The 21,452-nt window shown below is 57.6% G+C and carries 25 protein-coding genes and 3 tRNA genes; 13 read left to right on the top strand and 15 right to left on the bottom strand.

Translation table 11 applies throughout. The annotated features are described in order from the left end of the window. Window positions 1-515: 515 nt before the first annotated feature. Window positions 516-3,953, top strand: coding sequence for a pyruvate carboxylase (locus AC2FFB_RS10085; RefSeq protein WP_142636886.1), 3,438 nt, complete (start codon window positions 516-518; stop codon window positions 3,951-3,953). A gap of 53 nt (window positions 3,954-4,006) precedes the next feature. Here the strand turns inward: AC2FFB_RS10085 and AC2FFB_RS10090 are convergent, their stop codons facing one another. After that, complete coding sequence (locus AC2FFB_RS10090; protein WP_496874868.1) at window positions 4,007-4,936, bottom strand: hypothetical protein; 930 nt, start codon at window positions 4,934-4,936, stop codon at window positions 4,007-4,009. Between the two features lie 134 nt (window positions 4,937-5,070). Further along, window positions 5,071-5,454: an MAPEG family protein gene (locus AC2FFB_RS10095; protein ID WP_142636882.1), complete on the bottom strand. Its 384-nt coding sequence runs from the start codon at window positions 5,452-5,454 to the stop codon at window positions 5,071-5,073. A gap of 201 nt (window positions 5,455-5,655) precedes the next feature. On the opposite strand from AC2FFB_RS10095, the gene AC2FFB_RS10100 reads away from it, so the two are divergent. From AC2FFB_RS10100 to AC2FFB_RS10110, 3 genes are all read left to right on the top strand, one after another. After that, window positions 5,656-5,730: transfer RNA gene (locus AC2FFB_RS10100), tRNA-Gly, on the top strand. Window positions 5,731-5,763: 33 nt separating this feature from the next. Next, window positions 5,764-5,838 (top strand) — tRNA-Gly (locus tag AC2FFB_RS10105). A 56-nt stretch (window positions 5,839-5,894) separates the two neighbouring features. Then, window positions 5,895-6,050, top strand: coding sequence for a hypothetical protein (locus AC2FFB_RS10110; RefSeq protein WP_496793241.1), 156 nt, complete (start codon window positions 5,895-5,897; stop codon window positions 6,048-6,050). Here the strand turns inward: AC2FFB_RS10110 and AC2FFB_RS10115 are convergent. Beyond that, on the bottom strand, window positions 6,047-6,286 hold the full coding sequence (locus AC2FFB_RS10115; RefSeq protein ID WP_142636899.1) for an Lrp/AsnC family transcriptional regulator: 240 nt from the start codon (window positions 6,284-6,286) through the stop codon (window positions 6,047-6,049). The genes AC2FFB_RS10110 and AC2FFB_RS10115 overlap by 4 nt on opposite strands. A 154-nt stretch (window positions 6,287-6,440) precedes the next feature. Here AC2FFB_RS10115 and hisB point away from each other — a divergent pair, with 154 nt between their 5' ends. Both hisB and hisH read left to right on the top strand, forming a co-directional pair. Continuing rightward, complete coding sequence (hisB, locus tag AC2FFB_RS10120; RefSeq protein ID WP_496793243.1) at window positions 6,441-7,028, top strand: imidazoleglycerol-phosphate dehydratase HisB; 588 nt, start codon at window positions 6,441-6,443, stop codon at window positions 7,026-7,028. Then, entirely contained in the window at window positions 7,029-7,667 is a 639-nt protein-coding gene (gene hisH / locus AC2FFB_RS10125; protein WP_496690913.1) for an imidazole glycerol phosphate synthase subunit HisH, read from the top strand. Window positions 7,668-7,671: 4 nt separating this feature from the next. Here hisH and AC2FFB_RS10130 read toward each other — a convergent pair whose 3' ends face one another. Further along, window positions 7,672-8,079: a DUF2147 domain-containing protein gene (locus AC2FFB_RS10130; RefSeq protein WP_142636876.1), complete on the bottom strand. Its 408-nt coding sequence runs from the start codon at window positions 8,077-8,079 to the stop codon at window positions 7,672-7,674. A gap of 134 nt (window positions 8,080-8,213) precedes the next feature. Between AC2FFB_RS10130 and hisA the strand changes: the two genes are divergently transcribed. Continuing rightward, window positions 8,214-8,933 carry a 1-(5-phosphoribosyl)-5-[(5-phosphoribosylamino)methylideneamino]imidazole-4-carboxamide isomerase gene (gene hisA / locus AC2FFB_RS10135; protein ID WP_496874869.1) on the top strand — a complete coding sequence of 240 codons (720 nt, stop codon included), beginning with the start codon at window positions 8,214-8,216 and terminating at the stop codon, window positions 8,931-8,933. Between the two features lies 1 nt (window position 8,934). Here the strand turns inward: hisA and AC2FFB_RS10140 are convergent, their stop codons facing one another. Next, entirely contained in the window at window positions 8,935-9,327 is a 393-nt protein-coding gene (locus AC2FFB_RS10140; protein WP_496690916.1) for a DUF302 domain-containing protein, read from the bottom strand. Window positions 9,328-9,497: 170 nt separating this feature from the next. Between AC2FFB_RS10140 and hisF the strand changes: the two genes are divergently transcribed. The 3 genes from hisF to AC2FFB_RS10155 all read left to right on the top strand — a co-directional run bounded on the left by hisF (window position 9,498) and on the right by AC2FFB_RS10155 (window position 11,201). Next, window positions 9,498-10,259, top strand: a complete 762-nt coding sequence (gene hisF, locus AC2FFB_RS10145; RefSeq protein ID WP_496702060.1) for an imidazole glycerol phosphate synthase subunit HisF — start codon at window positions 9,498-9,500, stop codon at window positions 10,257-10,259. Then, entirely contained in the window at window positions 10,256-10,573 is a 318-nt protein-coding gene (locus AC2FFB_RS10150) for a phosphoribosyl-ATP diphosphatase (protein ID WP_142636868.1), read from the top strand. The genes hisF and AC2FFB_RS10150 overlap by 4 nt, the downstream gene beginning before the upstream one ends. A gap of 61 nt (window positions 10,574-10,634) precedes the next feature. Further along, entirely contained in the window at window positions 10,635-11,201 is a 567-nt protein-coding gene (locus AC2FFB_RS10155; RefSeq protein ID WP_142636866.1) for a hypothetical protein, read from the top strand. 4 nt (window positions 11,202-11,205) lie between these two features. Here AC2FFB_RS10155 and AC2FFB_RS10160 read toward each other — a convergent pair whose 3' ends face one another. The 4 genes from AC2FFB_RS10160 to rlmB all read right to left on the bottom strand — a co-directional run bounded on the left by AC2FFB_RS10160 (window position 11,206) and on the right by rlmB (window position 13,499). Further along, window positions 11,206-11,676: a CoA-binding protein gene (locus tag AC2FFB_RS10160; protein ID WP_496693813.1), complete on the bottom strand. Its 471-nt coding sequence runs from the start codon at window positions 11,674-11,676 to the stop codon at window positions 11,206-11,208. A 200-nt stretch (window positions 11,677-11,876) separates the two neighbouring features. Then, window positions 11,877-12,323, bottom strand: a complete 447-nt coding sequence (locus AC2FFB_RS10165; protein ID WP_271949503.1) for a YHS domain-containing (seleno)protein — start codon at window positions 12,321-12,323, stop codon at window positions 11,877-11,879. 108 nt (window positions 12,324-12,431) lie between these two features. Continuing rightward, window positions 12,432-12,710: a hypothetical protein gene (locus AC2FFB_RS10170; protein WP_496689706.1), complete on the bottom strand. Its 279-nt coding sequence runs from the start codon at window positions 12,708-12,710 to the stop codon at window positions 12,432-12,434. 15 nt (window positions 12,711-12,725) lie between these two features. Beyond that, window positions 12,726-13,499 carry a 23S rRNA (guanosine(2251)-2'-O)-methyltransferase RlmB gene (gene rlmB / locus AC2FFB_RS10175; RefSeq protein WP_142636858.1) on the bottom strand — a complete coding sequence of 258 codons (774 nt, stop codon included), beginning with the start codon at window positions 13,497-13,499 and terminating at the stop codon, window positions 12,726-12,728. A gap of 116 nt (window positions 13,500-13,615) precedes the next feature. Between rlmB and AC2FFB_RS10180 the strand changes: the two genes are divergently transcribed. After that, window positions 13,616-13,699: transfer RNA gene (locus tag AC2FFB_RS10180), tRNA-Tyr, on the top strand. Window positions 13,700-13,809: 110 nt separating this feature from the next. Here AC2FFB_RS10180 and AC2FFB_RS10185 read toward each other — a convergent pair. The 5 genes from AC2FFB_RS10185 to AC2FFB_RS10205 all read right to left on the bottom strand — a co-directional run bounded on the left by AC2FFB_RS10185 (window position 13,810) and on the right by AC2FFB_RS10205 (window position 19,241). After that, window positions 13,810-14,331, bottom strand: a complete 522-nt coding sequence (locus AC2FFB_RS10185; protein WP_271949499.1) for a DUF2478 domain-containing protein — start codon at window positions 14,329-14,331, stop codon at window positions 13,810-13,812. A 70-nt stretch (window positions 14,332-14,401) separates the two neighbouring features. Next, window positions 14,402-15,067 (bottom strand): NnrU family protein, encoded by a 666-nt coding sequence (locus AC2FFB_RS10190; RefSeq protein WP_496874870.1) that lies wholly within the window; start codon window positions 15,065-15,067, stop codon window positions 14,402-14,404. A 103-nt stretch (window positions 15,068-15,170) separates the two neighbouring features. After that, entirely contained in the window at window positions 15,171-17,234 is a 2,064-nt protein-coding gene (locus AC2FFB_RS10195) for an ABC transporter permease (protein WP_496874871.1), read from the bottom strand. After that, entirely contained in the window at window positions 17,231-18,280 is a 1,050-nt protein-coding gene (locus tag AC2FFB_RS10200; protein WP_496712832.1) for a quaternary amine ABC transporter ATP-binding protein, read from the bottom strand. Before AC2FFB_RS10200 ends, AC2FFB_RS10195 begins: the two co-directional genes overlap by 4 nt. Window positions 18,281-18,290: 10 nt before the next feature. Next, on the bottom strand, window positions 18,291-19,241 hold the full coding sequence (locus tag AC2FFB_RS10205) for an ABC transporter substrate-binding protein (RefSeq protein WP_142636848.1): 951 nt from the start codon (window positions 19,239-19,241) through the stop codon (window positions 18,291-18,293). 386 nt (window positions 19,242-19,627) lie between these two features. Here AC2FFB_RS10205 and AC2FFB_RS10210 point away from each other — a divergent pair, with 386 nt between their 5' ends. After that, window positions 19,628-20,290 (top strand): DNA-3-methyladenine glycosylase I, encoded by a 663-nt coding sequence (locus AC2FFB_RS10210; protein ID WP_496874872.1) that lies wholly within the window; start codon window positions 19,628-19,630, stop codon window positions 20,288-20,290. Window positions 20,291-20,334: 44 nt separating this feature from the next. Next, complete coding sequence (locus AC2FFB_RS10215; RefSeq protein ID WP_271949488.1) at window positions 20,335-21,021, top strand: hypothetical protein; 687 nt, start codon at window positions 20,335-20,337, stop codon at window positions 21,019-21,021. 3 nt (window positions 21,022-21,024) lie between these two features. On the opposite strand, the gene AC2FFB_RS10220 is transcribed toward AC2FFB_RS10215, so the two are convergent. Beyond that, window positions 21,025-21,429, bottom strand: coding sequence for a c-type cytochrome (locus tag AC2FFB_RS10220; RefSeq protein ID WP_496874873.1), 405 nt, complete (start codon window positions 21,427-21,429; stop codon window positions 21,025-21,027). Window positions 21,430-21,452 lie beyond the last annotated feature (23 nt).

Below are 21,452 nucleotides of genomic sequence, written 5' to 3' on the forward strand. Positions count from 1 at the left end.
CCAAAGGTATTCCTCTCGGCCATCGCTCTCGCTGCTACAGTCCTATTCTGGCTGTAAATCAATGAGTCTGGAGCCTAGACTCTTAAACGGTCGGTGATCTTTCAGAGGATCGGATAAAGAAGTAACGCAATGATTTGAGGCAAGCAGCACGCAAACGATCTGCCCAAAACCTCTCGGGGCTACACATCCACGATAACCGGACACGGTCAGGCCTTTCATTCCCAACGTTCTTGAAGTCAATCGGCTCGGCACCCGGCACGACCATGCGCGCAACTTGCCTAATGTGTCGAAACTCGGCAAAGCACCTGCCGACCGTGGTCAAAAAGTCCTTAATGAACACACCAAACCACGCCGCAATTCACCAGTCTTGATGCCGCAGCGCAGCAAGGCTATCAAGCATTCACCAACAGGAGGCGTTTGCGAGCGTTAACATGCCGGTTCTACCCAAATCACCGATATACCTGCGCGTATTGTTCGCCTAGAAGTTCGCCAAACAAACAGGACCGGGACCTGATATGACACATTTCGACAAGATCCTGATCGCCAACCGCGGCGAGATTGCCATTCGCGTGATGCGCGCAGCGAATGAGATGGGCAAACGCACAGTCGCCGTATATGCGGAAGAGGACAAGCTTGGCTTGCACCGTTTCAAGGCGGACGAGGCCTATCGCATCGGCGAGGGGATGGGGCCGGTTGCCGCTTACCTCAGCATTGACGAGATTATTCGCGTGGCCAAGGAATGTGGTGCGGATGCCATCCACCCGGGCTATGGCTTGTTGTCGGAAAACCCAGATTTCGTGGATGCCTGCGTCCAGAACGGGATCACCTTCATTGGACCAAAGGCCGAAACCATGCGCGCCTTGGGCGACAAGGCCAGCGCCCGCCGCGTGGCCATCGCCGCCGGAGTTCCGGTGATCCCAGCGACCGAAGTGCTGGGCGACGATATGGACGCGATCCGGTCACAAGCCAAAGAGATCGGATATCCCCTGATGCTCAAAGCATCCTGGGGCGGAGGTGGCCGCGGCATGCGCCCAATCGAATCCGAGGACGAAATGGAAGAAAAAGTCCTGGAAGGCCGCCGCGAAGCCGAGGCTGCCTTTGGCAATGGCGAGGGCTATCTGGAAAAGATGATTATCCGCGCCCGCCATGTCGAGGTGCAGATTCTGGGCGACAAACATGGCGAAATTTACCACCTGTATGAGCGCGACTGCTCGGTCCAGCGCCGTAATCAGAAAGTCGTGGAACGCGCGCCTGCCCCGTATCTCAGTGAAGAACAACGCGCGGAAATCTGCGAACTGGGCCGCAAGATTTGCGCCCATGTAAATTATGAATGCGCAGGCACCGTCGAGTTCCTGATGGATATGGAAACCAGCAAGTTCTACTTCATCGAGGTGAACCCGCGCGTTCAGGTGGAACATACCGTCACCGAGGAAGTCACAGGTATCGACATTGTGCAGGCACAGATTCTGATCGCCGAGGGCAAATCGTTGGCCGAAGCCACCGGCGCCGCCAGCCAAGCGGATGTGCACCTGAACGGTCATGCCCTTCAGACCCGGATCACAACCGAAGACCCACAGAACAACTTTATTCCCGACTACGGTCGCATCACCGCATACCGCTCGGCTACTGGCATGGGTATTCGCCTAGATGGCGGCACGGCCTATGCGGGTGGTGTAATCACGCGGTACTACGACTCGCTGCTGACCAAGGTCACGGCCTGGGCCCCGACGCCACAGGCCGCGATTTCGCGAATGGACCGAGCGCTGCGCGAGTTCCGTATTCGTGGCGTCAGCACCAATATCGACTTTGTCATCAACCTGCTGAAACACCCGACCTTCCTGTCGAATGAATACACCACCAAGTTCATCGACACGACGCCCGAGCTGTTCACCTTTAAACGACGCCGTGACAGGGGCACCAAGGTTCTGACCTATATTGCGGATATCACCGTGAATGGGCATCCCGAAACCAAGGATCGTCCCGAACCGCGTACCGATCTGAAAGAGGCCAAGGCCCCGGCTCTGAAAAGTGAACCGCAGATGGGCACCCGCAATCTGCTAGAACAAAAGGGCCCGCAGGCGGTGGCCGATTGGATGAAGGCTCAGCGCCAGTTGCTGATCACCGACACCACGATGCGCGACGGGCACCAGTCGCTGCTGGCGACGCGGATGCGGTCGATCGACATGATCAAAGTGGCCCCGAGCTATGCGGCCAACCTGCCGCAGCTGTTCAGCGTCGAATGCTGGGGCGGCGCCACTTTCGATGTGGCTTATCGGTTCTTGCAGGAATGTCCGTGGCAACGTCTGCGTGACCTGCGCGAGGTGATGCCGAACCTGATGACCCAGATGCTTTTGCGCGGTGCAAACGGGGTTGGATACACCAATTACCCCGACAACGTGGTGCAGGAATTCGTTCGTCAGGCGTCAGAAAATATCGACGTGTTTCGCGTCTTCGACTCTCTCAACTGGGTCGAAAATATGCGTGTCGCGATGGATGCGGTGGTCGAGAACGGTAAAATCTGTGAAGGCACCGTTTGCTATACTGGCGATATTCTGGACCCGAACCGTGCCAAATATGACCTAAAATACTATGTTGGCATGGCGAAAGAGTTGCGCGATGCCGGGGCTCATATTCTGGGCCTGAAAGACATGGCCGGCCTGCTGAAACCAGCCTCGGCCAAGATTTTGATCCGTGCGCTGAAAGAAGAGGTCGGGTTGCCAATCCACTTCCACACGCACGACACTGCCGGTATCGCCAGCGCCACCATTCTGGCCGCCTCCGAGGCGGGTGTGGACGCAGTGGATTGCGCGATGGACAGCTTCAGTGGCAACACTTCTCAGGCGACATTGGGCACTGTGGTCGAAGCGCTGCGCCATACGGAACGCGACACCGGTCTGGACATCAAAGCCATCCGCGAAATCAGCGACTATTTCGAGGTGGTCCGAGGCCAGTATGCGGCCTTTGAATCCAGCCTGCAGGCCCCTGCATCCGAGGTATATCTGCACGAGATGCCCGGTGGCCAGTTCACTAACCTCAAGGCTCAGGCGCGCAGCCTTGGCCTGGAAGAGCGTTGGCATGAAGTGGCGCAGATGTATGCGGACGTGAACCAGATGTTCGGCGATATCGTCAAAGTCACGCCTTCGTCAAAAGTGGTTGGCGACATGGCGCTGATGATGGTCAGCCAAGGGCTGACGCGCGCCGATGTCGAAAACCCGGACTCGGACGTGGCCTTCCCGGATTCGGTCATCGACATGATGCGCGGCAATCTGGGGCAGCCTCCGGGCGGGTTCCCTGATGCGATCATCAGCAAGGCGCTTAAGGGCGAAAGCCCCAACACTGACCGCCCCGGCAAAGACGTACCCCCGGTCGATCTGGAGGAAACGCGCGCCGAGCTATCCAAACAACTGGACGGCAAAGAGGTCGACGACGAGGATCTGAACGGATACCTGATGTATCCCAAGGTGTTCCTTGATTACATGGGTCGCCATCGGATCTATGGCCCCGTCCGCACCCTGCCCACGCGCACATTCTTCTATGGAATGGAGCCCGGCGAAGAGATCGCCGCGGAAATCGATCCCGGCAAGACTCTTGAGATTCGCTGTCAGGCCATCGGTGAAACCGATGAAAATGGTGAGGTCAAAGTGTTCTTTGAACTGAACGGTCAGCCCCGTGTGATCCGGGTGCCAAACCGTCTGGTGACGTCAACCACGCAGGCCCGACCCAAAGCGGAAATCGGCAATCTCGCACATATCGGCGCACCGATGCCGGGTGTCGTGGCAACCGTTGCGGTTACTGCGGGACAAGAGGTCAAAGAAGGCGATATGCTTTTGACCATCGAGGCCATGAAGATGGAGACTGGCATTCACGCCGAAAGGGACGCCGTAGTCAAAGCCATCCACGTTCAGCCAGGCGGCCAAATTGACGCCAAGGACCTGCTGATCGAGCTGGAATAGCAAAAAAAGGCGCGCCTCTGGGGCGCGCCTTTTCCATTTCATTGGGTTAAGGTTCAGCCGTCTACGGTTTCTCCTTCAACCTCATCTTCGACCAATGCCTTTTCTGTTTCATCACCAGAAACATCATAATCCGCAAGCGCCGGCAGACCCAGCAGGTCGTGCAGCTCGTTCAGGGCGTCGTCAGACAACTCGCGACCGCCGGTCAGAGTATCCAGAGCCTCTTGCGGGTCAGAAGATCCGGCCAGGTTTGTCTCGGCCTCCTCTACAGCCAGCGCAGCCTCTTCGACCGCGTCGTCGTACTTGTCCTGAGCGGTGATGCCCTCGGCAAGCTCGTCTTCGGTCGGCTCATAGGCCTCTTCGATCTCTTCTGCGGTCAGTTCCTGCAGGTCTTCCAGTTCGTCGTTCTTATCCTGCAGATCTGTCGCCGCATCGGTATGACCAAGAATGCTCTGCTGATAAGAGTACAGTTTTCCTGGCATACTGTTCGGAGACGCATTCATAAGAGCCGTTTGGCTGGCATGGGCTGCGTTCAGACCTTTAAGCTCCGATGCAATTTTGCCGTGCTTGTTGGGGTGAACCGGCTCCTCATCAACGACAGCAGTGGTAACTTTGGTCATCTTGGCAGGTTTCTTATTGCCCCTGACCAGATTACCAATCGAAGCGACCAGCCCGTTTTTCTTTTGAGTCGTAGCGCCCGTTTTGGCAGTTTTTTGCTTTTTCAGGCCAAGACTGGCGAGCAACCCTTTGCCAGTCCCCTTTTTACCCAAGGACTTGCCACCTTTCACCTGTGAGGACTTGTCGCCAGACTTATCCGCGCCGTTCCCATTTCCACCACCATTGCCTTTGCCACCGCCATTACCTTTGCCGCCACCATTTTTGGCGATGGCCATATCAGGTACGGCAACAACTGCCACAAAGCTTACAGCGCCAAGCAGCAGAAATGAGGTCGCAACTACACGCGAAAGTAACAAGAACCGTTTCATATTATTCACCTGTCCTTCTTGAGCAGTGGCAGCAGATACCACAAAATCAAGCACCTGAGTTAACGTTGACAGTTAGTTAATAATTGAATTTGGGTAAAATGGTGGCTTTTTTCGGCGTGTGCGACTCACCGCGCTCACACCGCCAGCACAATATTGGCTATTGCAGCTACGAAGATTGAACCAAATGTCAGCAGCATTCCGATTTGCCTGAGGATAACGATCTGCGGAGACCTGCCAAACCCATATGCATGAAGCAGGCGACCACCCAGCAAGGCCAATCCCAACAGGTTCAACAGCAACCCGCTGGCGCCCTGCAATTCAACCATCGCCATCAATAACAGCGCAAACGGCGCGTATTCCGCGAAATTGCCATGAGTTCGGATCGCCTTGATCATTTGACCCTTGCCACCATCCCCGTATGAGACCTTTTCGCCCCGTCGGTGGCCAATGACCCGAAGGCTCAGCGCCAGATACAAAAAGGCGGCCAATGCCGCATAAACAGGTGTAATTGTCAGCATGGGTGGCTCCGTCTATTAATATTCCTAAGCTCTGGGCGAAGCTTAACGCGGAATCTCGACCGGTCCAGTTGAACCGGGCTGCTGCTACGCGAGGTCAAGTCTGTCTGGATTTCCTCCGCACGAGAAGATTTTTTGCAAAAGTCGCGTTTTTCCCCTTGCAGCTTTCCGCCAGAATTAATACTTCACGCCTCACTCAACGGCGCGGGCGTAGCTCAGGGGTAGAGCATAACCTTGCCAAGGTTAGGGTCGGGCGTTCGAATCGCCTCGCCCGCTCCATTGAGAGGTCTCCGGACCAAATATGTATCTGATGCGGGCGTAGCTCAGGGGTAGAGCATAACCTTGCCAAGGTTAGGGTCGGGCGTTCGAATCGCCTCGCCCGCTCCAGATACAAACCCTCTCACTCAACGCTGTTTTCTTATGGCGCGGCCTGCTGAAAAAGCATGACCCGCGTATATGTTCATATGCCGCAACCGAACAAAGCCGCCGTCACATTGGCCGCGCGGGCGGCGCGTAAGAACGTCTTTGACACCGCGCCGAAGCACTCCAATCACGACCCGGACCGAATCTTCCGCGTGACCACGTTTGAGCAGGGCTAGAAGGCCTTGAACGTCATTGTGGTCAGCGAGCGTTCTATACCCGAGATCACCAGCAGATTTTCATTGATGAAATGTCCCACATCCTCGGCCTCGGGGATGTAAAGCTTCAGCAGCAGGTCATATTCGCCGCTGGTAGAGTAGAGCTCCGAGTGGATTTCGCGCAACGCGATCTCTTCAGCCACCTTGTAAGTGGTGCCAGGTTTGCAGCGGATCTGGATGAAAACACAAGTGGACATGGGCCGAGCCTTGTTGGTTGAGTTGGCCGCAGGCTGACATGGGCTGCGCCCGGGCGCAATCCCCTGCAACAGTTTGCGGCGATTGCGACGGATGGTCTGGATCAACCCGCCCTACCCCGTCTATAAGCACGCCTGTAGTAAAAGGAATTCGCCCATGCGCAGCGCAAAGATCAGCCGTCAGACCGCCGAAACCGAGATCACGGTCAAGGTCAATCTGGATGGGACCGGCCAGTATGACAATCAGACCGGCGTCGGTTTCTTTGACCACATGCTGGATCAGTTAGCGCGCCATTCTCTGATCGACATGACGATCCGCGCCAAGGGCGATTACCACATCGACGACCACCACACGGTCGAGGATACCGGAATCGCACTGGGGCAAGCGTTGACACAGGCCTTGGGCGACAAAAAGGGCATCCGGCGGTATGGCGAATGTCACCTGCCGATGGACGATGCACAGGTGCGCTGTGCGTTGGATCTGTCAGGGCGACCGTTTCTGATCTGGAACGTAGACCTGCCGACACCCAAGATTGGCGCCTTCGACACTGAACTGGTGCGCGAGTTCTTTCAGGCGCTGGCCACTCATGGCGGCATCACGCTGCATATCGACCAGTTGCACGGGTTCAACAGCCACCACATCGCAGAAGCGGCGTTCAAAGCTGTCGCGCGCGCATTGCGCGACGCGGTTGAGACCGATGCGCGCAAAGCAGATGCGATTCCGTCGACCAAGGGCGCGTTGTAAATGCTCACCGCCATTATCGACTATGAAAGCGGCAATCTGCATTCCGCTGAAAAGGCGTTTCAGCGCATGGCGCGGGAACTGGACGCCGGCGAGGTCGTAGTAACTTCAGACGCGGATGTCGTTGCACGCGCCGACCGGCTGGTGCTGCCCGGCGACGGCGCTTTCCCTGCCTGCGCGGCTGAGCTGCGCGGGCACAAGGGTATCTATGACGCGATGGTCGAAGCGGTCGAGCAGAAAGCCCGCCCATTTTTGGGTATCTGCGTGGGTATGCAGCTGATGGCCTCGAAAGGTCATGAGTACACTGACACCGATGGGTTGGACTGGATTGCCGGGGATGTGGTGCAGATTGCGCCGTCAGACCGGTCGCTGAAAGTGCCGCATATGGGTTGGAACGATCTGGTGTTGGAAAGCGAACACCCTGTCTTTGCCGGGGTCACATCAGGCGATCACGCCTATTTCGTCCACTCATACCATTTCCGGGTCAGCGATCCGGCACAGCGTCTGGCCTATGTGGATTACGGTCAGGACGTCACGGCCGTAATTGGCCGTGACACTATGGTCGGGATGCAGTTCCATCCTGAGAAAAGCCAGGATGTGGGCCTGCGCATGATCGGGAATTTCCTGACCTGGACGCCCTGAGTGGTTACTGAACCCGTGTCCAGTCCTGCCCGCGACACACCAATCCACCCGCAACACAACCTTTGACGGTCAGCTTGTTCTGGCTGTCCAGGGTCATTTTCGAGCTGTAGGTCTTGTCTCTGTCCGGAGCCCAGATCTTGCCCCCGCCATAGGTGCCGTCGCCATCGGGCACCATATCCCAGATGATCTGTTTGCCGAGGTTTTCATATTCAAGCTGTTCATTCCCGTCTTTGTCAAAAGCGGTATCGATGGTACCGCAAATCGCGCTGCCGCATTCGGCGATCGAAACATGCAGATATCCGCCGGTGTCTCCGGGCTGGGTTTTCCAAAGACCGTCAACCGGGTCGGCCATCGCCGCTCCCGAAATCAGAGATGCCAGCCCCAAGGCTGCTGCAAAAGTTGTTTTCTTCATAAAATCCTCCCTATTTGACCAGCAGTCTGGCGCGCTGGTGGACGTGGGGCAAGATTGACTTTGCGTCGCGTTGCATCCCCTGCCCTGCCTGTGCGATATCCCGCCGGGAAAACAGCGATTCAAGGCCTGACAACATGATCCTCTATCCTGCCATCGACCTCAAAGACGGACAGGCCGTGCGCCTGCTGCGCGGAGAAATGGACAAAGCGACCGTGTTCAATGAAGACCCCGCCGCCCAGGCCCGTGCCTTTGTCGACGCGGGGTGCGAATGGCTACATCTGGTTGACCTGAACGGTGCCTTTGCCGGTGAGCCGGTCAACGCCGCCCCAGTCGAGGCAATTCTGAAGGAATGCAACGTTCCCGCCCAGCTTGGCGGCGGTATCCGCGACATGGCCACCATTGAAACCTGGATCGACAAAGGTCTGGCCCGAGTGATTCTGGGCACAATCGCGGTCGAGAACCCGGATCTGGTGCGCAAGGCGGCCAAAGCCTTTCCCGGCAAAGTTGCCGTTGGCATTGATGCCCGCAACGGCATGGTCGCGACCAAAGGCTGGGCTGAAGAGACGAATGTGCAGGTCACTGATCTGGCGCGCAGCTTCGAGGATGCCGGCGTTGCTGCAATCATCTATACTGATATCAACCGCGATGGCGCGATGCAGGGCCCTAACATTGAGGCCACCGCGGACTTGGCCCGTGCCGTATCGATCCCGGTGATCGCGTCAGGCGGCGTCAGCTCATTGGATGATCTGATTGCTCTGCGTGATTGCGGTGTGGAACTGAACGGCGCGATTTCCGGCCGGGCGCTGTATGACGGCGCGCTTGACCTGGCAGAGGCCATTCGCGCCCTGACCTGATTTACTGCGCGGCAGCCGCAGTCAGCTTTGCCAGCGCCCCGCGCATTTTCTCGATGATCGGAGAGTTTTCAACCGCGTCGAACTCATCCATCGTCTCTTTTGGATCTTCATAGATCAGCCAAACCTGACCGTCGGCATCTTCATACGCTTGCACCTTGAGCGGCAGGAACAGTCCGGCACGGGGGTCGATCTGCATTGCAGGCGTACCCAGCGCAGGATTGCCGAAAATCAGCACCTGATTGGGCGGGATCGGCGTTCCGACCTTTTCAGCTCCGGCGGCGTGGTCGATCCGCGCAAAAACCGTTGCACCCGCGTTGCCAATCGCCGTCTCAAGCGCGTCCAGCGCCTGGGTCACCGATTTGTCGGTCTTCATCTTGATGATATCGTCAGCCATTGCGGCAGCTGCTCCTGCGAAAATGAAAGTGGTTGCTAAAAAGAGTCTACGCATCTCATTGATCTCCTGATGAATTGGGGACAGTTTTCACAGGTTCCAGAGTTGTGACAATCACAAGTCTGGCATCGGCGGGGCTTTGCCGTTAGAGGTGCGCCAACAAAGGACGAGAGATGCTGAAAACCCGTATCATACCCTGTCTGGATGTCGCCGATGGCCGCGTTGTCAAAGGTGTTAACTTTGTTGGCCTGCGCGATGCGGGTGACCCGGTGGAATCCGCCAAGGCCTATGACGCGGCAGGCGCTGACGAGATTTGCTTTCTGGACATCCATGCCACCCATGAAAACCGCGGGACCATGTTCGATGTGGTGCAGCGCACAGCGGAACAGTGCTTTGTACCCCTAACCGTTGGCGGCGGCGTGCGGACCAAGGAAGACGTGCGCGCTCTGTTGCTGGCCGGTGCAGACAAGGTCAGCTTCAACTCGGCGGCTGTGGCAAACCCGGATGTGATCTCCCAAGCCGCCGATCAATTCGGCAGCCAGTGCATCGTCTGTGCCATCGACGCCAAGACCGTCAGCCCCGGCAAGTGGGAAATTTTTACTCATGGCGGACGCAAGCCCACTGGCATCGACGCGGTTGAGTTCGCCAAAACCGTCGTCGCCAAGGGCGCGGGTGAGATTCTGCTGACTTCGATGGATCGCGATGGTACCAAAGCCGGGTTCAACTTGCCGCTGACACGCGCCATTTCGGATGCTGTGAATGTACCAGTGATCGCCTCGGGCGGGGTTGGAACTCTGGATCATCTGGTCGAAGGCGTCACCGAAGGCGGTGCCAGCGCTGTCCTTGCCGCATCGATCTTTCACTTCGGCGAATTCACCATCCGCGAGGCCAAGGAACACATGGCCGCCGCTGGCATCCCGATGAGGCTGACATGAGCATTCTGCACGAGCTGGCCCAAACGATTGAGGCCCGCAAAGGGACGGATCCTGAAGGCAGCTGGACCGCCAAGCTGTTGGCCAAAGGCCCCGAGAAATGCGCCGAGAAATTCGGCGAAGAGGCGGTTGAGGCCATCATCGAGGCGGTCAAGGGCGATCAGGCCAAGCTGACCTCAGAGGCGGCGGATGTACTGTATCACCTGCTGGTCATGCTGGCCGCGCGCGATGTGGCGCTGGATGATGTGCTGGCCGAACTGGCCCGGCGTCAGGGCACCAGCGGCATCGCGGAAAAGGCCGCGCGACCCAAGGGGTGACGCAGGTGTTGTCGATCCATTATTCTGATCCTGACAGGTTCGCAGGTCAAAGGGCGCGCAGATGATCAGAGCTTTGGTATTTGGGCTGGCGCTAGCCGTTCTGGGGTCCTGCGCAATTGCCCCGCCGTCCACCAGTGATGAAGTTCAGCGCCTGGCGTCTGAAATCCGCAACCTCGGGCCTGACATCGACCCTGAAGAGGCCAACCGCGCCGCGCGCATTGCCTATGCCTACACCGATCAACTGGCTCAGGAATATCAGATCACCGACCCGCCACTGATCCACAATGCCAAAGTCAACAAGGGCCTGAAGCCGCGCGGACTGTGTTGGCACTGGGCCGAGGATATCGAACGGCGGCTGGATCAGGAAAACTTCCAGACGCTGGAAATGCACCGCGCCATCGCTAATGCCGACAACCCGTTCCGGATCGACCACAGCACGGCAATCATCAGTCGCAAAGGCGAGACAATGTATGACGGTGTTGTGCTGGACCCCTGGCGCTATGGCGGCGTGCTGTACTGGACGCCCTTACCACAAGACACGCGCTATGACTGGGTTCCGCGCGAAGTGGTTCTGGAAAAGCGGCGTTTGGAACAATTCGGCGAACTGCAACCATATCTCGGTGAATAACCGCTCAGAGTTTCGACGAAATCATTCCGGTGGCAAAACCACCCATGCGCAATTCGCCAAACAAACGCTGATATTCGATCTTCGGGCAGCGGTTCATCACGACATCCACCCCGCGCACCTGCGCTGTAGCCGCAGCCGGGGCATGTTCTATTCCAATCTGCATCCAGATTGTGCGCAGATTGGGAAACGCCTCCAGCGCCGCGTCCACTATGGGTGGTACAGCTTCGGATCGGCGAAAGATATCGACCATGTCTACCGGTTCGGAAATCTCGGATAGCGACGCACGGATTGTCTGGCCAAACAGCATCTTGCCCGCATGGCCGGGGTTAACAGGGATCACTTTGTATCCCTTAAGCGACAAATACCGCGCCACATAATAGCTGGGTCGCACCGGATTCATCGACACGCCCGCCACCGCAATGGTTTTGGTACGCTTTAGAATCCGGGTCAGGAATTCATCGGAATATTCAGTCATTTGCGCACCCTAGTCGCCCTTTCCAAAAGAAAAAAGCGCCCAGGAATACCTGAGCGCCAGTTGTTGGAACGAGGGACAGTGAAATGACCCGCGGCAGTTCCGTTCCGCGGTCACTGTGACATTTAAGCATGAGTTCAGAGAAAAAAAGAGGTAGCGCGCAATTTTGTGATGACAGATCAGAAAAAACGGCCGCCGCCCTGTTATTCATACAGAACGCTTGGCCAATGCGCTTCGGCCTCGCGGATATAAGCTGCGGTATCGCGTTGCCAGATGCGCTCGATTTCTGGCGAGTGGGTTAGATATAGCCGACCGTCAATCACCTGCCAAATAGTCGGATCGGTGCTGACAAGCTCTCCTTGCGCCATTGCAAAGGCGCAGTACCCGCCGAACTGAGGTGCATAGGCACGCGGATTCATCTCAAACGCATCCCGATTCTCAGCGGTGGCAAAGTGCCATTCAGCGCCTTTCCACATAACCGCATATTCAGGCTGACCCCGAACAGGCGTTTCGCCATTGAAATAGGACACCGCATCATATCCGGCCATAGCTGCACCGTCCGTCCGATAGAAGACGGGCAGATCCTGCGCAAACGCAGGAAGAGCAATCACACAGGCGGCAATCGCGCCAAAAAGGAAACGTCTGTTCATGGTCATCGGATCACAAATAGAAACTCAGGGTATCAAGATGCAATTTATTATCGCAACTGAAACCCCTTTTAACGCGCTTGTGAACATTCGAACCGTCAACGCCAGCCTTTAGTCGAAAATGTCCTCGATCACATCCCAGGCTTCATCCAGCACCCGTGAGAAAACGCCTTTTTTCTTCTTCTTTTTGCTCTTGTAGGGACGATCCTGCTTGGCTGTTTGACGGTTCGCCTTGGCATCTTCCAGTTTGCGCTTTGGCATCATCTTGAGGTTATGCAGCGGGGCACCGCAGCTTGAACAACTGAGCTCTTGGCGCTGCGTGCCTTTTAGAACAAGCGCTGCCCGGGTCCCACAGTAACAGCAGGTCGCAATTTTGGATGGCGTGGAAATGGCGTTCTCCTGTCGTTATCTTTGCCTAGAAGCATATAGGGCAATCGCCGCCGCATTTGAGACATTGAGGGAACCAAACCCGCCCACAGCGTCAATTTTGACCAACTTGTCGACGGTTTCTTTGGTTTTTTGCCTCAGGCCCGGTCCCTCTGCGCCTAACACCAATGCCACTGGCTGGTCCGGGTTACCTCCCAAGGCGGCCTCGATCGTGTCGTCCGCCTCGCCGTCCAGTCCTAGGACCAGAAACCCCATTCCCTGCAACTCGACAATGGCATCAGCCAGGTTACGCACCCGCAGATAGGGTTGACGTTCCAGTGCGCCGCTGGCGGTCTTGGCCAGCGCGCCAGTTTCCGGCGCCGCGTGATGGCGCATACCGACTACAGCGCTGGCTCCAAGAACCTCAGCTGATCGTAGAATCGCTCCGACATTATGGGGGTCGGTTACGCGGTCTAACAAAATGACGCGCGGGTGTTCGCGCCCGATGCAGTTTTCCGCCAGACCACCCCATTCCAAAGGCTTAACCTCAAGGGCCGCGCCCTGATGAACCGACCCCGGGTCGATCGGAGCGGTAAATTTGCGTGGATCAACCATCTCGGGCTCAATACCTGCAAATTCAATGGCTTCCACCAGCTTGTCCCGCGCATTCCGTGTCACAATCAGGTGCAATTTTGTGCGGTTTGGGTTCATCAGCGCATCCCGCACTGCATGCAGACCAAACAGCCAAACAGTTTCGGATGCGGCAGCTTTGCGCGCCTGTTCTTTTTCGACGACCCACTTGGGTTTCTTCATTTCTTTGGCCTCCGGGCCGCGAATTCGGTTTCCTGCGTCAAAGCAGTATTTTCCTGTTGACGCTCCTTTAGAGCGCTAGTAATCACGCCTCCACGTCAGGTGCAACGCCTGACAGTGGGCGACAGGCCGCAAGGTGTGGCAGGGGACTGTAACTCCCTCGCGGAGACGCACGCCTGGTTCGATTCCAGGGTCGCCCACCATTTTCTTCCAGACATCCATCAAGCTTTGCCAGCGCGGGTGATGGATGGCTGATCACACCGCACCATTTAGAAATTGGCAGGACCAATGGCCCCGCCTTATGACCGTTCTGTCAGGCGGCAGCTTCACGTTGCGCAGTGACCCGGTCAAACCAGGCCAAGATCGCCTCAAGGTCGGGCTCAATCTGCTCGGCACCGCCGCCCGTAAATTCTTCGAATTTGGCCGTGTTCAAACCGTTCACCCCGACAAGAACCGGAATGTCCTGCGCCAGTGCTTCAGCGATGACCGGGCGAAAACCGCGCCCATCCGCCTCGTGCTTGCCGAACTTGTTAACGATCAGCAAATGGGGATTCTCTGCCAGCGATGCCGTCACATATCCAACTGCCCGCTCAAGTGCCGCAGGGTCGAGACGGCAGCCGCGCGACTGAGTACCCAAAGACTGCGAAATCCGGATGGTCTCGCCCTCGGGCAGGACACGGACGTCCATGTCGCACTTGCTGCTGTCGGCGCATTCGGTGTTGGTTTGCACCACACCCGCCAACTGCGCATCTACCGCCAAAAGGCGATCCGCAGCCGCGCTCAGCAGACGGTCGGTTGCACCGCGGTCGGTGGTCGTAACATAGGCGAGGTACATGCAAATCCCCTTGTCGCAACAATTCGAAACATCAAATAGCACGCACGACCCGCCCCGACCACCACTCAGCTTATGGCAGCGGAGACAATCCGATCACCGGTTCGTGTAGGTGAAGCAGGATTGCAAATGCCGCCAGCGCTACAAACCCGATCCAAACAGGCGGCCAAGGGCGTGGCGCACGCAAAGAAAACCTTGCAGTGTTGCGCGATAGCCGACCCCATTCAGCACCCATCTGACGGGACTTGCGTCGATCAATCAGCGGCAGCCCCATCGCAGCAAATGCCGCAAACAAACCGAACAAAATCACGTGGGACAGGCTGCCATTGGCCAGCAGATGAGCGACAGCCCACACCAACAGCGCCACCAAAACCGGGTGGCGCGTGGTGCGCAGAATGCCGGGCTTTTCCGGATCGAACGGGCGCTGGCCCAGGCCACCAAATGAAAACGGGTTCTGGATCGTCAAGCCCGCAACCGCGAGCCAGCACACAACGGGCATCATCAGAACGGGAATCCAGCGGAATATCCAAATGGGTGGGATCACCTCGACATACGGGGCTTGCGCTGCAGCGATGATCAACCAACCCAGAACCAGCAGAGACAAGATGGAATAAGCCACGAAATACCCGCGCCGTCCGAACGTAGTGATCAGGCGATCGCGCACAGCGGGGCGCGCTGGTATCGCATGGGTCGCCAGAAACGCTATCAGTGCAGCAAAGAATAGGGGCCAGCCTGCCATGGTAGTCTCCGATCATTTGCGCCAGGTTTAATCATCGGCGCCGGAACGTCCTTGCCCGAAATCAAATGAGGCAGAGAGGCGGTTTCCGCCTTTCTGCCGATGTTTACAGGCCCAGCGCCTTGCGACGTTCCTCGGCAAAGCCCTGCACGACGCGGTCAGCTATCAGCGCAAGGATAGCCATCGCCGCCCCTGCTGAAATCCCCAATCCCACATCCGCCTGCCCCAGCGCCAGATAGATCGACTGGCCCAGACCGGTGGTTCCGATCAGCGCAGCGATCACCAGCATGGCAAAGGCGTAAAGGATGGTCTGGTTCAGACCCAGTAAGATAGTCGGGGCAGCATAAGGCGCGCGCACGTCACGCATGATCTGCCACTCGGTCGCGCCACTAGAGATGGCGGCCTCCATCATCTCATCCGGTGTGTTGACCAGCCCGTGCCGTGTGTAGCGGATCATCGGAACAACGGCATAGGCGCAGATTGCCAGAAAGGCCGAAAACTCGCCGATCTGAAACACCATCAGCACAGGAATCAGGAACACGAACAGCGGGATCGTCTGCAACATGTCACAGACGGGGCGGACCACCTTCCAAACAGGCAACCAGACTGCACTGGCAAGACCAATCACACCACCGACTACGGCACAAGAAAACACCGCAGCACCGCTCAGATACAGCGATAACAGCGCGCGTTCCCACAGGCCCGAGACAAGAATGGTACAGAGCAATCCGACCGAAAGCGCCGCCAATCGCCAGCCCCCTGCCACCCAACCCAACGCGGCGGCGGCAGTCAGAACGAAAGGCCAGGGCAGATTGGCAATGCCGGTTTCCAGCATCCCGATCAGGATCAGCATCACCAGCCCGCCGGTCAGGTGTCCGCGCCATGCCATTATCACAGCAATCGCTGCGGCGGCGGCGAACAGGCCATAGCTCATCACGGGCGTCCACTGAAAACCCCATGTGAACGGCAGCACGGCCTGGTCCAAACCAATCCGAAGCGGCAGCAGCACATAGAACAAAGAGTTGTTCTTGAGCGCGTCAAGCCACGGCCCATTAGCCTGGGTAAACGCCGTCAGCCCGCCGTCAATCACCCCGGCCAGCGGGTCGAGAATGGTCAGTTCGGACGGGTTCGGCAGCCTGGTCCAGAAGACAGCGGTGAACAGCACGGCAACGCCAATTACTGCCCAGGCGACACGCTGGTCATAGCGTTTACGTTCGGTCGCCAGCGTCCCGCTCATCCGGTCGATGACGACGGCAAAGACCACGATCACCAGACCGGCCATCAAGGCTTCGCCGAACTGTGCCTTGCGCATGGTCAGAAGAACCTCCCAACCGATATCGTTGAAGCCGCCAATGACGGCTGCGATGATAACCATCGACAGCGCAGCCATTAGGCACTGGTTCACACCGACCATGATCTGCGTGGCTGCAGCCGGGATCTCGACCTGAAACAGCTGTTGAAACCGCGTGCCGCCGGACATGATGGCAGCCTCTTTGATTTCCGGTTCGACCCGCTCCAGTCCCAACATCACGTTGCGCGCCATCGGAGGGGCCGCATATATGGCCGAGGCGATCAGCCCAACCACAGGACCGAAACCAAACAGCAGCAGCAGCGGCGTCAGATAAGCGAATGTCGGCACGGTCTGCATCACGTCCAGCACGGCCTGCACAAATGACTTCACGCGCGGAACTTCGTTGGCAAGGATACCGATAGCTCCGCCCATGATCAGCGCAACCGGCACGGAAACGGCCACTAACGCTAGGGTGTTCATACTTTCGGCCCAATAGCCCGATGCCAACACAAAGCTAAGGCCCACAAAGCCCAGCGCCGCCATCGGCAAGCCGCCCAGATACCAACCCAGCGCAGTCACCAGACCGATCAGGATGGGCCATGGCGTATTGCCGAGCACAAAGTTGGCCCAGTTCATGGGATAGGCCATGAGATCGGAAAACAGCCGCGCCACCGGTTTGATCCCGTTCAGGAACCAGTCCAGAAACGTGCCGACCCATTGCGTTGCAGGCAGTTCCCAGCCTGCGGGCCATTTGACCAGCCAGGGCGCGACGCCTTCCAGCGCCAGACACAATGCACCGACGATCACTGTGATCAGTGCGGCGCGCGCGCCAATGCTCAGGCGCGCCTGCGGCACAGAAACTTCCGTCGCTACAGTCATGTTTCATCAACCTGCAGGGCGGCGGCCAGATCGGACGGATGAACCGTTCCGACGATGTTACCATCGGCATCCCTGACGGGCACCGGTTCATATAACTCCATGCAATGCGCCAATGCAGCGTCCAATGTCATCGAGGTTGTCAGGCCAGGGTCATCTGGTCCCCGCTCTCCGTCTTGGCGCATGACCGATGCGACCTTGGCATGCTGACCCTTGGCGACATCCTTTGAAAACTCTCGCACGTAATCATCCACCGGGCGCAGTACGATATCGGTGGGTGTACCGATCTGGACTATCTTGCCGTCGCGCATGATGGCAATCCGGTCGGCCAGTTTCAGCGCCTCTTGAATATCGTGGGTGATGAAGACGATGGATTTCTGCAACGTCGCCTGAATGCGCAGGAATTCATCCTGCAACTGACGGCGGATCAAGGGATCGAGGGCCGAGAATGGTTCGTCCAAAAACCAGATATCGGGGTTCACGGCCAGAGACCGGGCAATCCCGACACGCTGCCGCTGACCACCCGAAAGCTGACGCGGGAAGCTGTCTTCGCGCCCCTCCAGACCGACCAACGAGATCACCTCCTGCGCACGGGCCTGCCGCTCTTTGCGGCTAACACCCTGAACACGCAGCGGATAGGCGACGTTTTCGGCAACGGTCATATGCGGGAACAGGCCGAAATGCTGAAATACCATGCCCAGCTTTTTGCGGCGCAGCTCGGTCATGGCTTTCTTTGACGCGCCGATGACGTTCTCGCCATCCACACGGATTTCGCCACCCGTGCCCGGCAAAAGCTGCGAGATACAGCGGATCAAAGTGGACTTGCCCGATCCGGACAGGCCCATGATCACAAACAGCTCGCCCTCCTTGACCTCGAAATTGGCATCCTGAACGGCGGGGATGAACCCGTTTTCCCGCAGATCGGCAGCGGCTTTGTTAGCGTCATTCCCTGACCGAGACAGCGCGTCGGTCAGGGCTTTGTCAGCGCCGGGGCCAAACACCTGCCAGAGATTCTGGCAGGCGATGGCTGGCGAATTTACGTCAGTCACTGATGTCAGCTCACTGCGTTGCCGCGTCGACAACAGGGCGCCATTTGCCTTCGTTTTCAGCCATCCAAGCGGCGACGACCTCTTCGACGGAACCACCATCAACGTCGATCGCACCCATCATCGGCTGCTGATCTTCGACCGCCAGCTGATAGTTGGTCAGGATTTCATAGGCTGCGGGCCATTTGTCTTCCATGCCGCTCCAACCCGCCTTGAAGATGCGCGACGGCGAGAAATCGCAATCGTTCACAGCGTTCGGGTTCGGGCCCCAAGCGGGATCGGTGAAACAGGCGTCTTCCCCGGCTGGCAGTTCGACGAATTGCACATCATAGGCCGACATGGCCCAATGCGGCTGCCAGAAGGTGATCAGCAGCGGCGAGTTGCGCTCGGTCGAGGCCCGAAGCTCGGCTATCAAAGCCCCCTCGGAACCTGCGGGAACCGCTTTGAACGGCAGATCCAGGCCCACCATACGGTCAGCGCCGGGCGTACCCCAATCAGCCGGGTAATCGACCAGACGGCCCCCGGGCAGCGTTTCGGCCGTCGCAAATACCTGCGCGCAGTCCTTCAGCGCTTCCCATGCGGGCAGGCCGGGACACAGATCAGCCACATGCGCGGGATAGGCGATGCCTTCTTTGGCGTCGAGGCCCAGATCGCCGATTTCAACGACGGTGCCTTCGTCAATCTTCTTGGCATATTCATCCGATACGTTGGACGACCAGATTTCCAGGGTCGCGTCGATGTCACCATCGGCCAGCGCCTGGAACTGATTCATCATGCCTGCGGTCACATATTCCACATTGTATCCGGCAGCTTTCAGCATCTCACCCGCGACATGGGTGGTCACGTGCTGGCCAGTCCATTCGTTGATCGCCAGTTTGATCGGCTGATCCACGGCCCCCATCTCGGCGGCATAGGCAGAGCCTGCAACGGTCAGCGCCATCAGGCTTACACTCAGTTTTTTCATTGATTTTCTCCCTGCAATATTCGTTTTGCCCGGTCCGGCGCGCTGTTACGCGCCAGTCGGCTTGTCATGTGACAAATCCATGTCGCAACATGCACAAAAACTGGCGAAGAAGGGAAGCAGACAGTTCGGCGCGGCACGGAATAACTCGCCCCTTTGCCCAAGTGTTTCCCCTCTTTCAGCATCATGCTAGGCGCCCGCGCCCACTGCATTTCCCCAGCATTGCGGTGCGGATATTGATTGACGAGTCAATCACAAACTAGAATCACCCACTTTGTCGAGCATTTCTTTTGGGCTTGGGATGTTTTTTTACCTTGGCAGGCATGTGTCCCGGGCCACCTTGCAACACCGACCGCAAAACGCGACGCTAGGTTTGGAGGATTCTGCAGATGCGCCATTTCGACGAGATTTTCGCCATAGCCGCCAGCCGTCACGGCGGGACAGATGCCCTGAGCAACAAGCTTTCCAAACCCAAAAGCCCTGCGGAACTGGCTGAAATGCCCGAAGATCGCTGGCTGTCGATTATCACGAAATGCATCTTTCAGGCCGGGTTTAACTGGAAGGTCATCGAAAACAAATGGGACGGGTTCGAAACCGCTTTTGACGGGTTCGACATTGGACGCTGCGCCTTTATGGATGACGAAAAGTTCGATGCTCTGCTGCAGGACACTCGAATCGTGCGCAATGGCACCAAGATCGCCACGGTCCGCGACAATGCTGCCTTTTTGCTGGAACTGCGCCAAGAAGGTGGCGTCGGAAAGATTCTGGGAGGGTGGCCTTCGGATGACTATGTCGGTTTGCTGAACATGCTGAGCAAGCGAGGGTCGCGTCTGGGTGGCGCATCGGCGCAATATGCAATGCGATTTGCGGGGCGTGACAGTTTCATCCTGTCACAGGATGTGACCGCACGGCTGGTGGCCGAGGGCGTGGTCGATAAGCCGCCGACATCGAAAAAGGCCATAGCCTCGGTTCAAGCGGCATTCAACACATGGATGGAACAGTCCGGGCGATCTCTGACGGAAATCAGCCGCGTCCTGGCAATGAGCCTATAAAAAAACCATTTGCACACGAGTGCTGCCAGAATAGATTTTTTGTCATGTTGCGCCTCATTTTGATGACGTCCCTTTTGGTATTCACCGCTTGCGGTCGCCCCCTGACTGATCAGGAGGCTGCTTTTACCCGCACACTTCAGGGTGATACGCTGAAACTCAACAAAGTGCGGTTGGTCGAAGGCGCACCAGTTGCGCCAATAACTTTCTATCGTAAAGATCGGTCACGCCTTGCTTGCCGCGAACGCATTTTGCCCGCCCCGCAGGAAGGTATCGTGACCGCAAAACCCGCAGCGGTGGCCCTATTCAACAAAGTCTATTTCACGCGGGACTGGTATCTGGACGACTACATGTCCGAATTCCCGGATCGGATGAGCCTGATCGCGGCGATGCTGTTGGGTCATGAACTGACCCATGTCTGGCAATGGCAAAACCGCAAGAAAACCGGATATCACCCGCTGCGCGCCGCAGCCGAGCATGGCGGCAACAGCGACCCCTACCAATTCGATCTGGAGAGCTCGCCTGATTTCCTGTCCTATGGGTTCGAACAGCAGGGCGCCATTGTCGAGGAATACATTTGTTGCCGGGCGCTGGATCCTTCGGCACCCCGCACCAGACGTCTGCACGAGATGCTGGGCGCACATTTCGATCTGGCTCCGCTACGTGGTGACAAGCGTGAAAGCGCAGTGGTCATCCCCTGGGCCGATGCCGAGATCGAAGGAATCTGTCGGTGACGTTCAGTCGGCCTGCAGCGTCTGCAGATAAGCCACCAGATCCACGATCGGCTGGCTGGTCAGGATCGGCTGCCCATCTGGTGTTTTCATCGCCGTATCCTGCCCTTCGAAATACGGTCCATAGACTGGCATCGGGCTGCCATGGCTGACCAGCGGGTCTCGTCCATCTATGCGCGCCACAACACGAGCGGTCGGGAATACCCCTTCGCTGCTTGCAAGCCGCGTCAGGTCAGTTGGCTGAATAACAAGGACGCCTGCCATTGGACCATATCCCGTCGCGTCGATCCCGTGGCAGGTTGCACAATAAAGCTGGTACAGCTCGGCGCCGGTATCTGTATCCTGCGCGCTGACCTGAGACGCCGTCACAAACGCCGCTATCGATAGCGCCCCCATTGCCTGTCTGATCATCACATCCTCCTGTCAGATTTGAC

Source organism: Ruegeria sp. YTSA219, assembly GCF_059609985.1.

Excerpts from the sequence above, each read along its gene's own strand:
- AC2FFB_RS10085 (WP_142636886.1), top strand. The coding sequence starts at position 516 with ATGACACATTTCGACAAGATCCTGATCGCCAACCGCGGCGAGATTGCC.
- AC2FFB_RS10090 (WP_496874868.1), bottom strand. The coding sequence starts at position 4,936 with ATGAAACGGTTCTTGTTACTTTCGCGTGTAGTTGCGACCTCATTTCTG.
- AC2FFB_RS10095 (WP_142636882.1), bottom strand. The coding sequence starts at position 5,454 with ATGCTGACAATTACACCTGTTTATGCGGCATTGGCCGCCTTTTTGTAT.
- AC2FFB_RS10110 (WP_496793241.1), top strand. The coding sequence starts at position 5,895 with ATGACCCGCGTATATGTTCATATGCCGCAACCGAACAAAGCCGCCGTC.
- AC2FFB_RS10115 (WP_142636899.1), bottom strand. The coding sequence starts at position 6,286 with ATGTCCACTTGTGTTTTCATCCAGATCCGCTGCAAACCTGGCACCACT.
- hisB (WP_496793243.1), top strand. The coding sequence starts at position 6,441 with ATGCGCAGCGCAAAGATCAGCCGTCAGACCGCCGAAACCGAGATCACG.
- hisH (WP_496690913.1), top strand. The coding sequence starts at position 7,029 with ATGCTCACCGCCATTATCGACTATGAAAGCGGCAATCTGCATTCCGCT.
- AC2FFB_RS10130 (WP_142636876.1), bottom strand. The coding sequence starts at position 8,079 with ATGAAGAAAACAACTTTTGCAGCAGCCTTGGGGCTGGCATCTCTGATT.
- hisA (WP_496874869.1), top strand. The coding sequence starts at position 8,214 with ATGATCCTCTATCCTGCCATCGACCTCAAAGACGGACAGGCCGTGCGC.
- AC2FFB_RS10140 (WP_496690916.1), bottom strand. The coding sequence starts at position 9,327 with ATGGCTGACGATATCATCAAGATGAAGACCGACAAATCGGTGACCCAG.
- hisF (WP_496702060.1), top strand. The coding sequence starts at position 9,498 with ATGCTGAAAACCCGTATCATACCCTGTCTGGATGTCGCCGATGGCCGC.
- AC2FFB_RS10150 (WP_142636868.1), top strand. The coding sequence starts at position 10,256 with ATGAGCATTCTGCACGAGCTGGCCCAAACGATTGAGGCCCGCAAAGGG.
- AC2FFB_RS10155 (WP_142636866.1), top strand. The coding sequence starts at position 10,635 with ATGATCAGAGCTTTGGTATTTGGGCTGGCGCTAGCCGTTCTGGGGTCC.
- AC2FFB_RS10160 (WP_496693813.1), bottom strand. The coding sequence starts at position 11,676 with ATGACTGAATATTCCGATGAATTCCTGACCCGGATTCTAAAGCGTACC.
- AC2FFB_RS10165 (WP_271949503.1), bottom strand. The coding sequence starts at position 12,323 with ATGAACAGACGTTTCCTTTTTGGCGCGATTGCCGCCTGTGTGATTGCT.
- rlmB (WP_142636858.1), bottom strand. The coding sequence starts at position 13,499 with ATGAAGAAACCCAAGTGGGTCGTCGAAAAAGAACAGGCGCGCAAAGCT.
- AC2FFB_RS10185 (WP_271949499.1), bottom strand. The coding sequence starts at position 14,331 with ATGTACCTCGCCTATGTTACGACCACCGACCGCGGTGCAACCGACCGT.
- AC2FFB_RS10190 (WP_496874870.1), bottom strand. The coding sequence starts at position 15,067 with ATGGCAGGCTGGCCCCTATTCTTTGCTGCACTGATAGCGTTTCTGGCG.
- AC2FFB_RS10195 (WP_496874871.1), bottom strand. The coding sequence starts at position 17,234 with ATGACTGTAGCGACGGAAGTTTCTGTGCCGCAGGCGCGCCTGAGCATT.
- AC2FFB_RS10205 (WP_142636848.1), bottom strand. The coding sequence starts at position 19,241 with ATGAAAAAACTGAGTGTAAGCCTGATGGCGCTGACCGTTGCAGGCTCT.
- AC2FFB_RS10210 (WP_496874872.1), top strand. The coding sequence starts at position 19,628 with ATGCGCCATTTCGACGAGATTTTCGCCATAGCCGCCAGCCGTCACGGC.
- AC2FFB_RS10215 (WP_271949488.1), top strand. The coding sequence starts at position 20,335 with ATGTTGCGCCTCATTTTGATGACGTCCCTTTTGGTATTCACCGCTTGC.
- AC2FFB_RS10220 (WP_496874873.1), bottom strand. The coding sequence starts at position 21,429 with ATGATCAGACAGGCAATGGGGGCGCTATCGATAGCGGCGTTTGTGACG.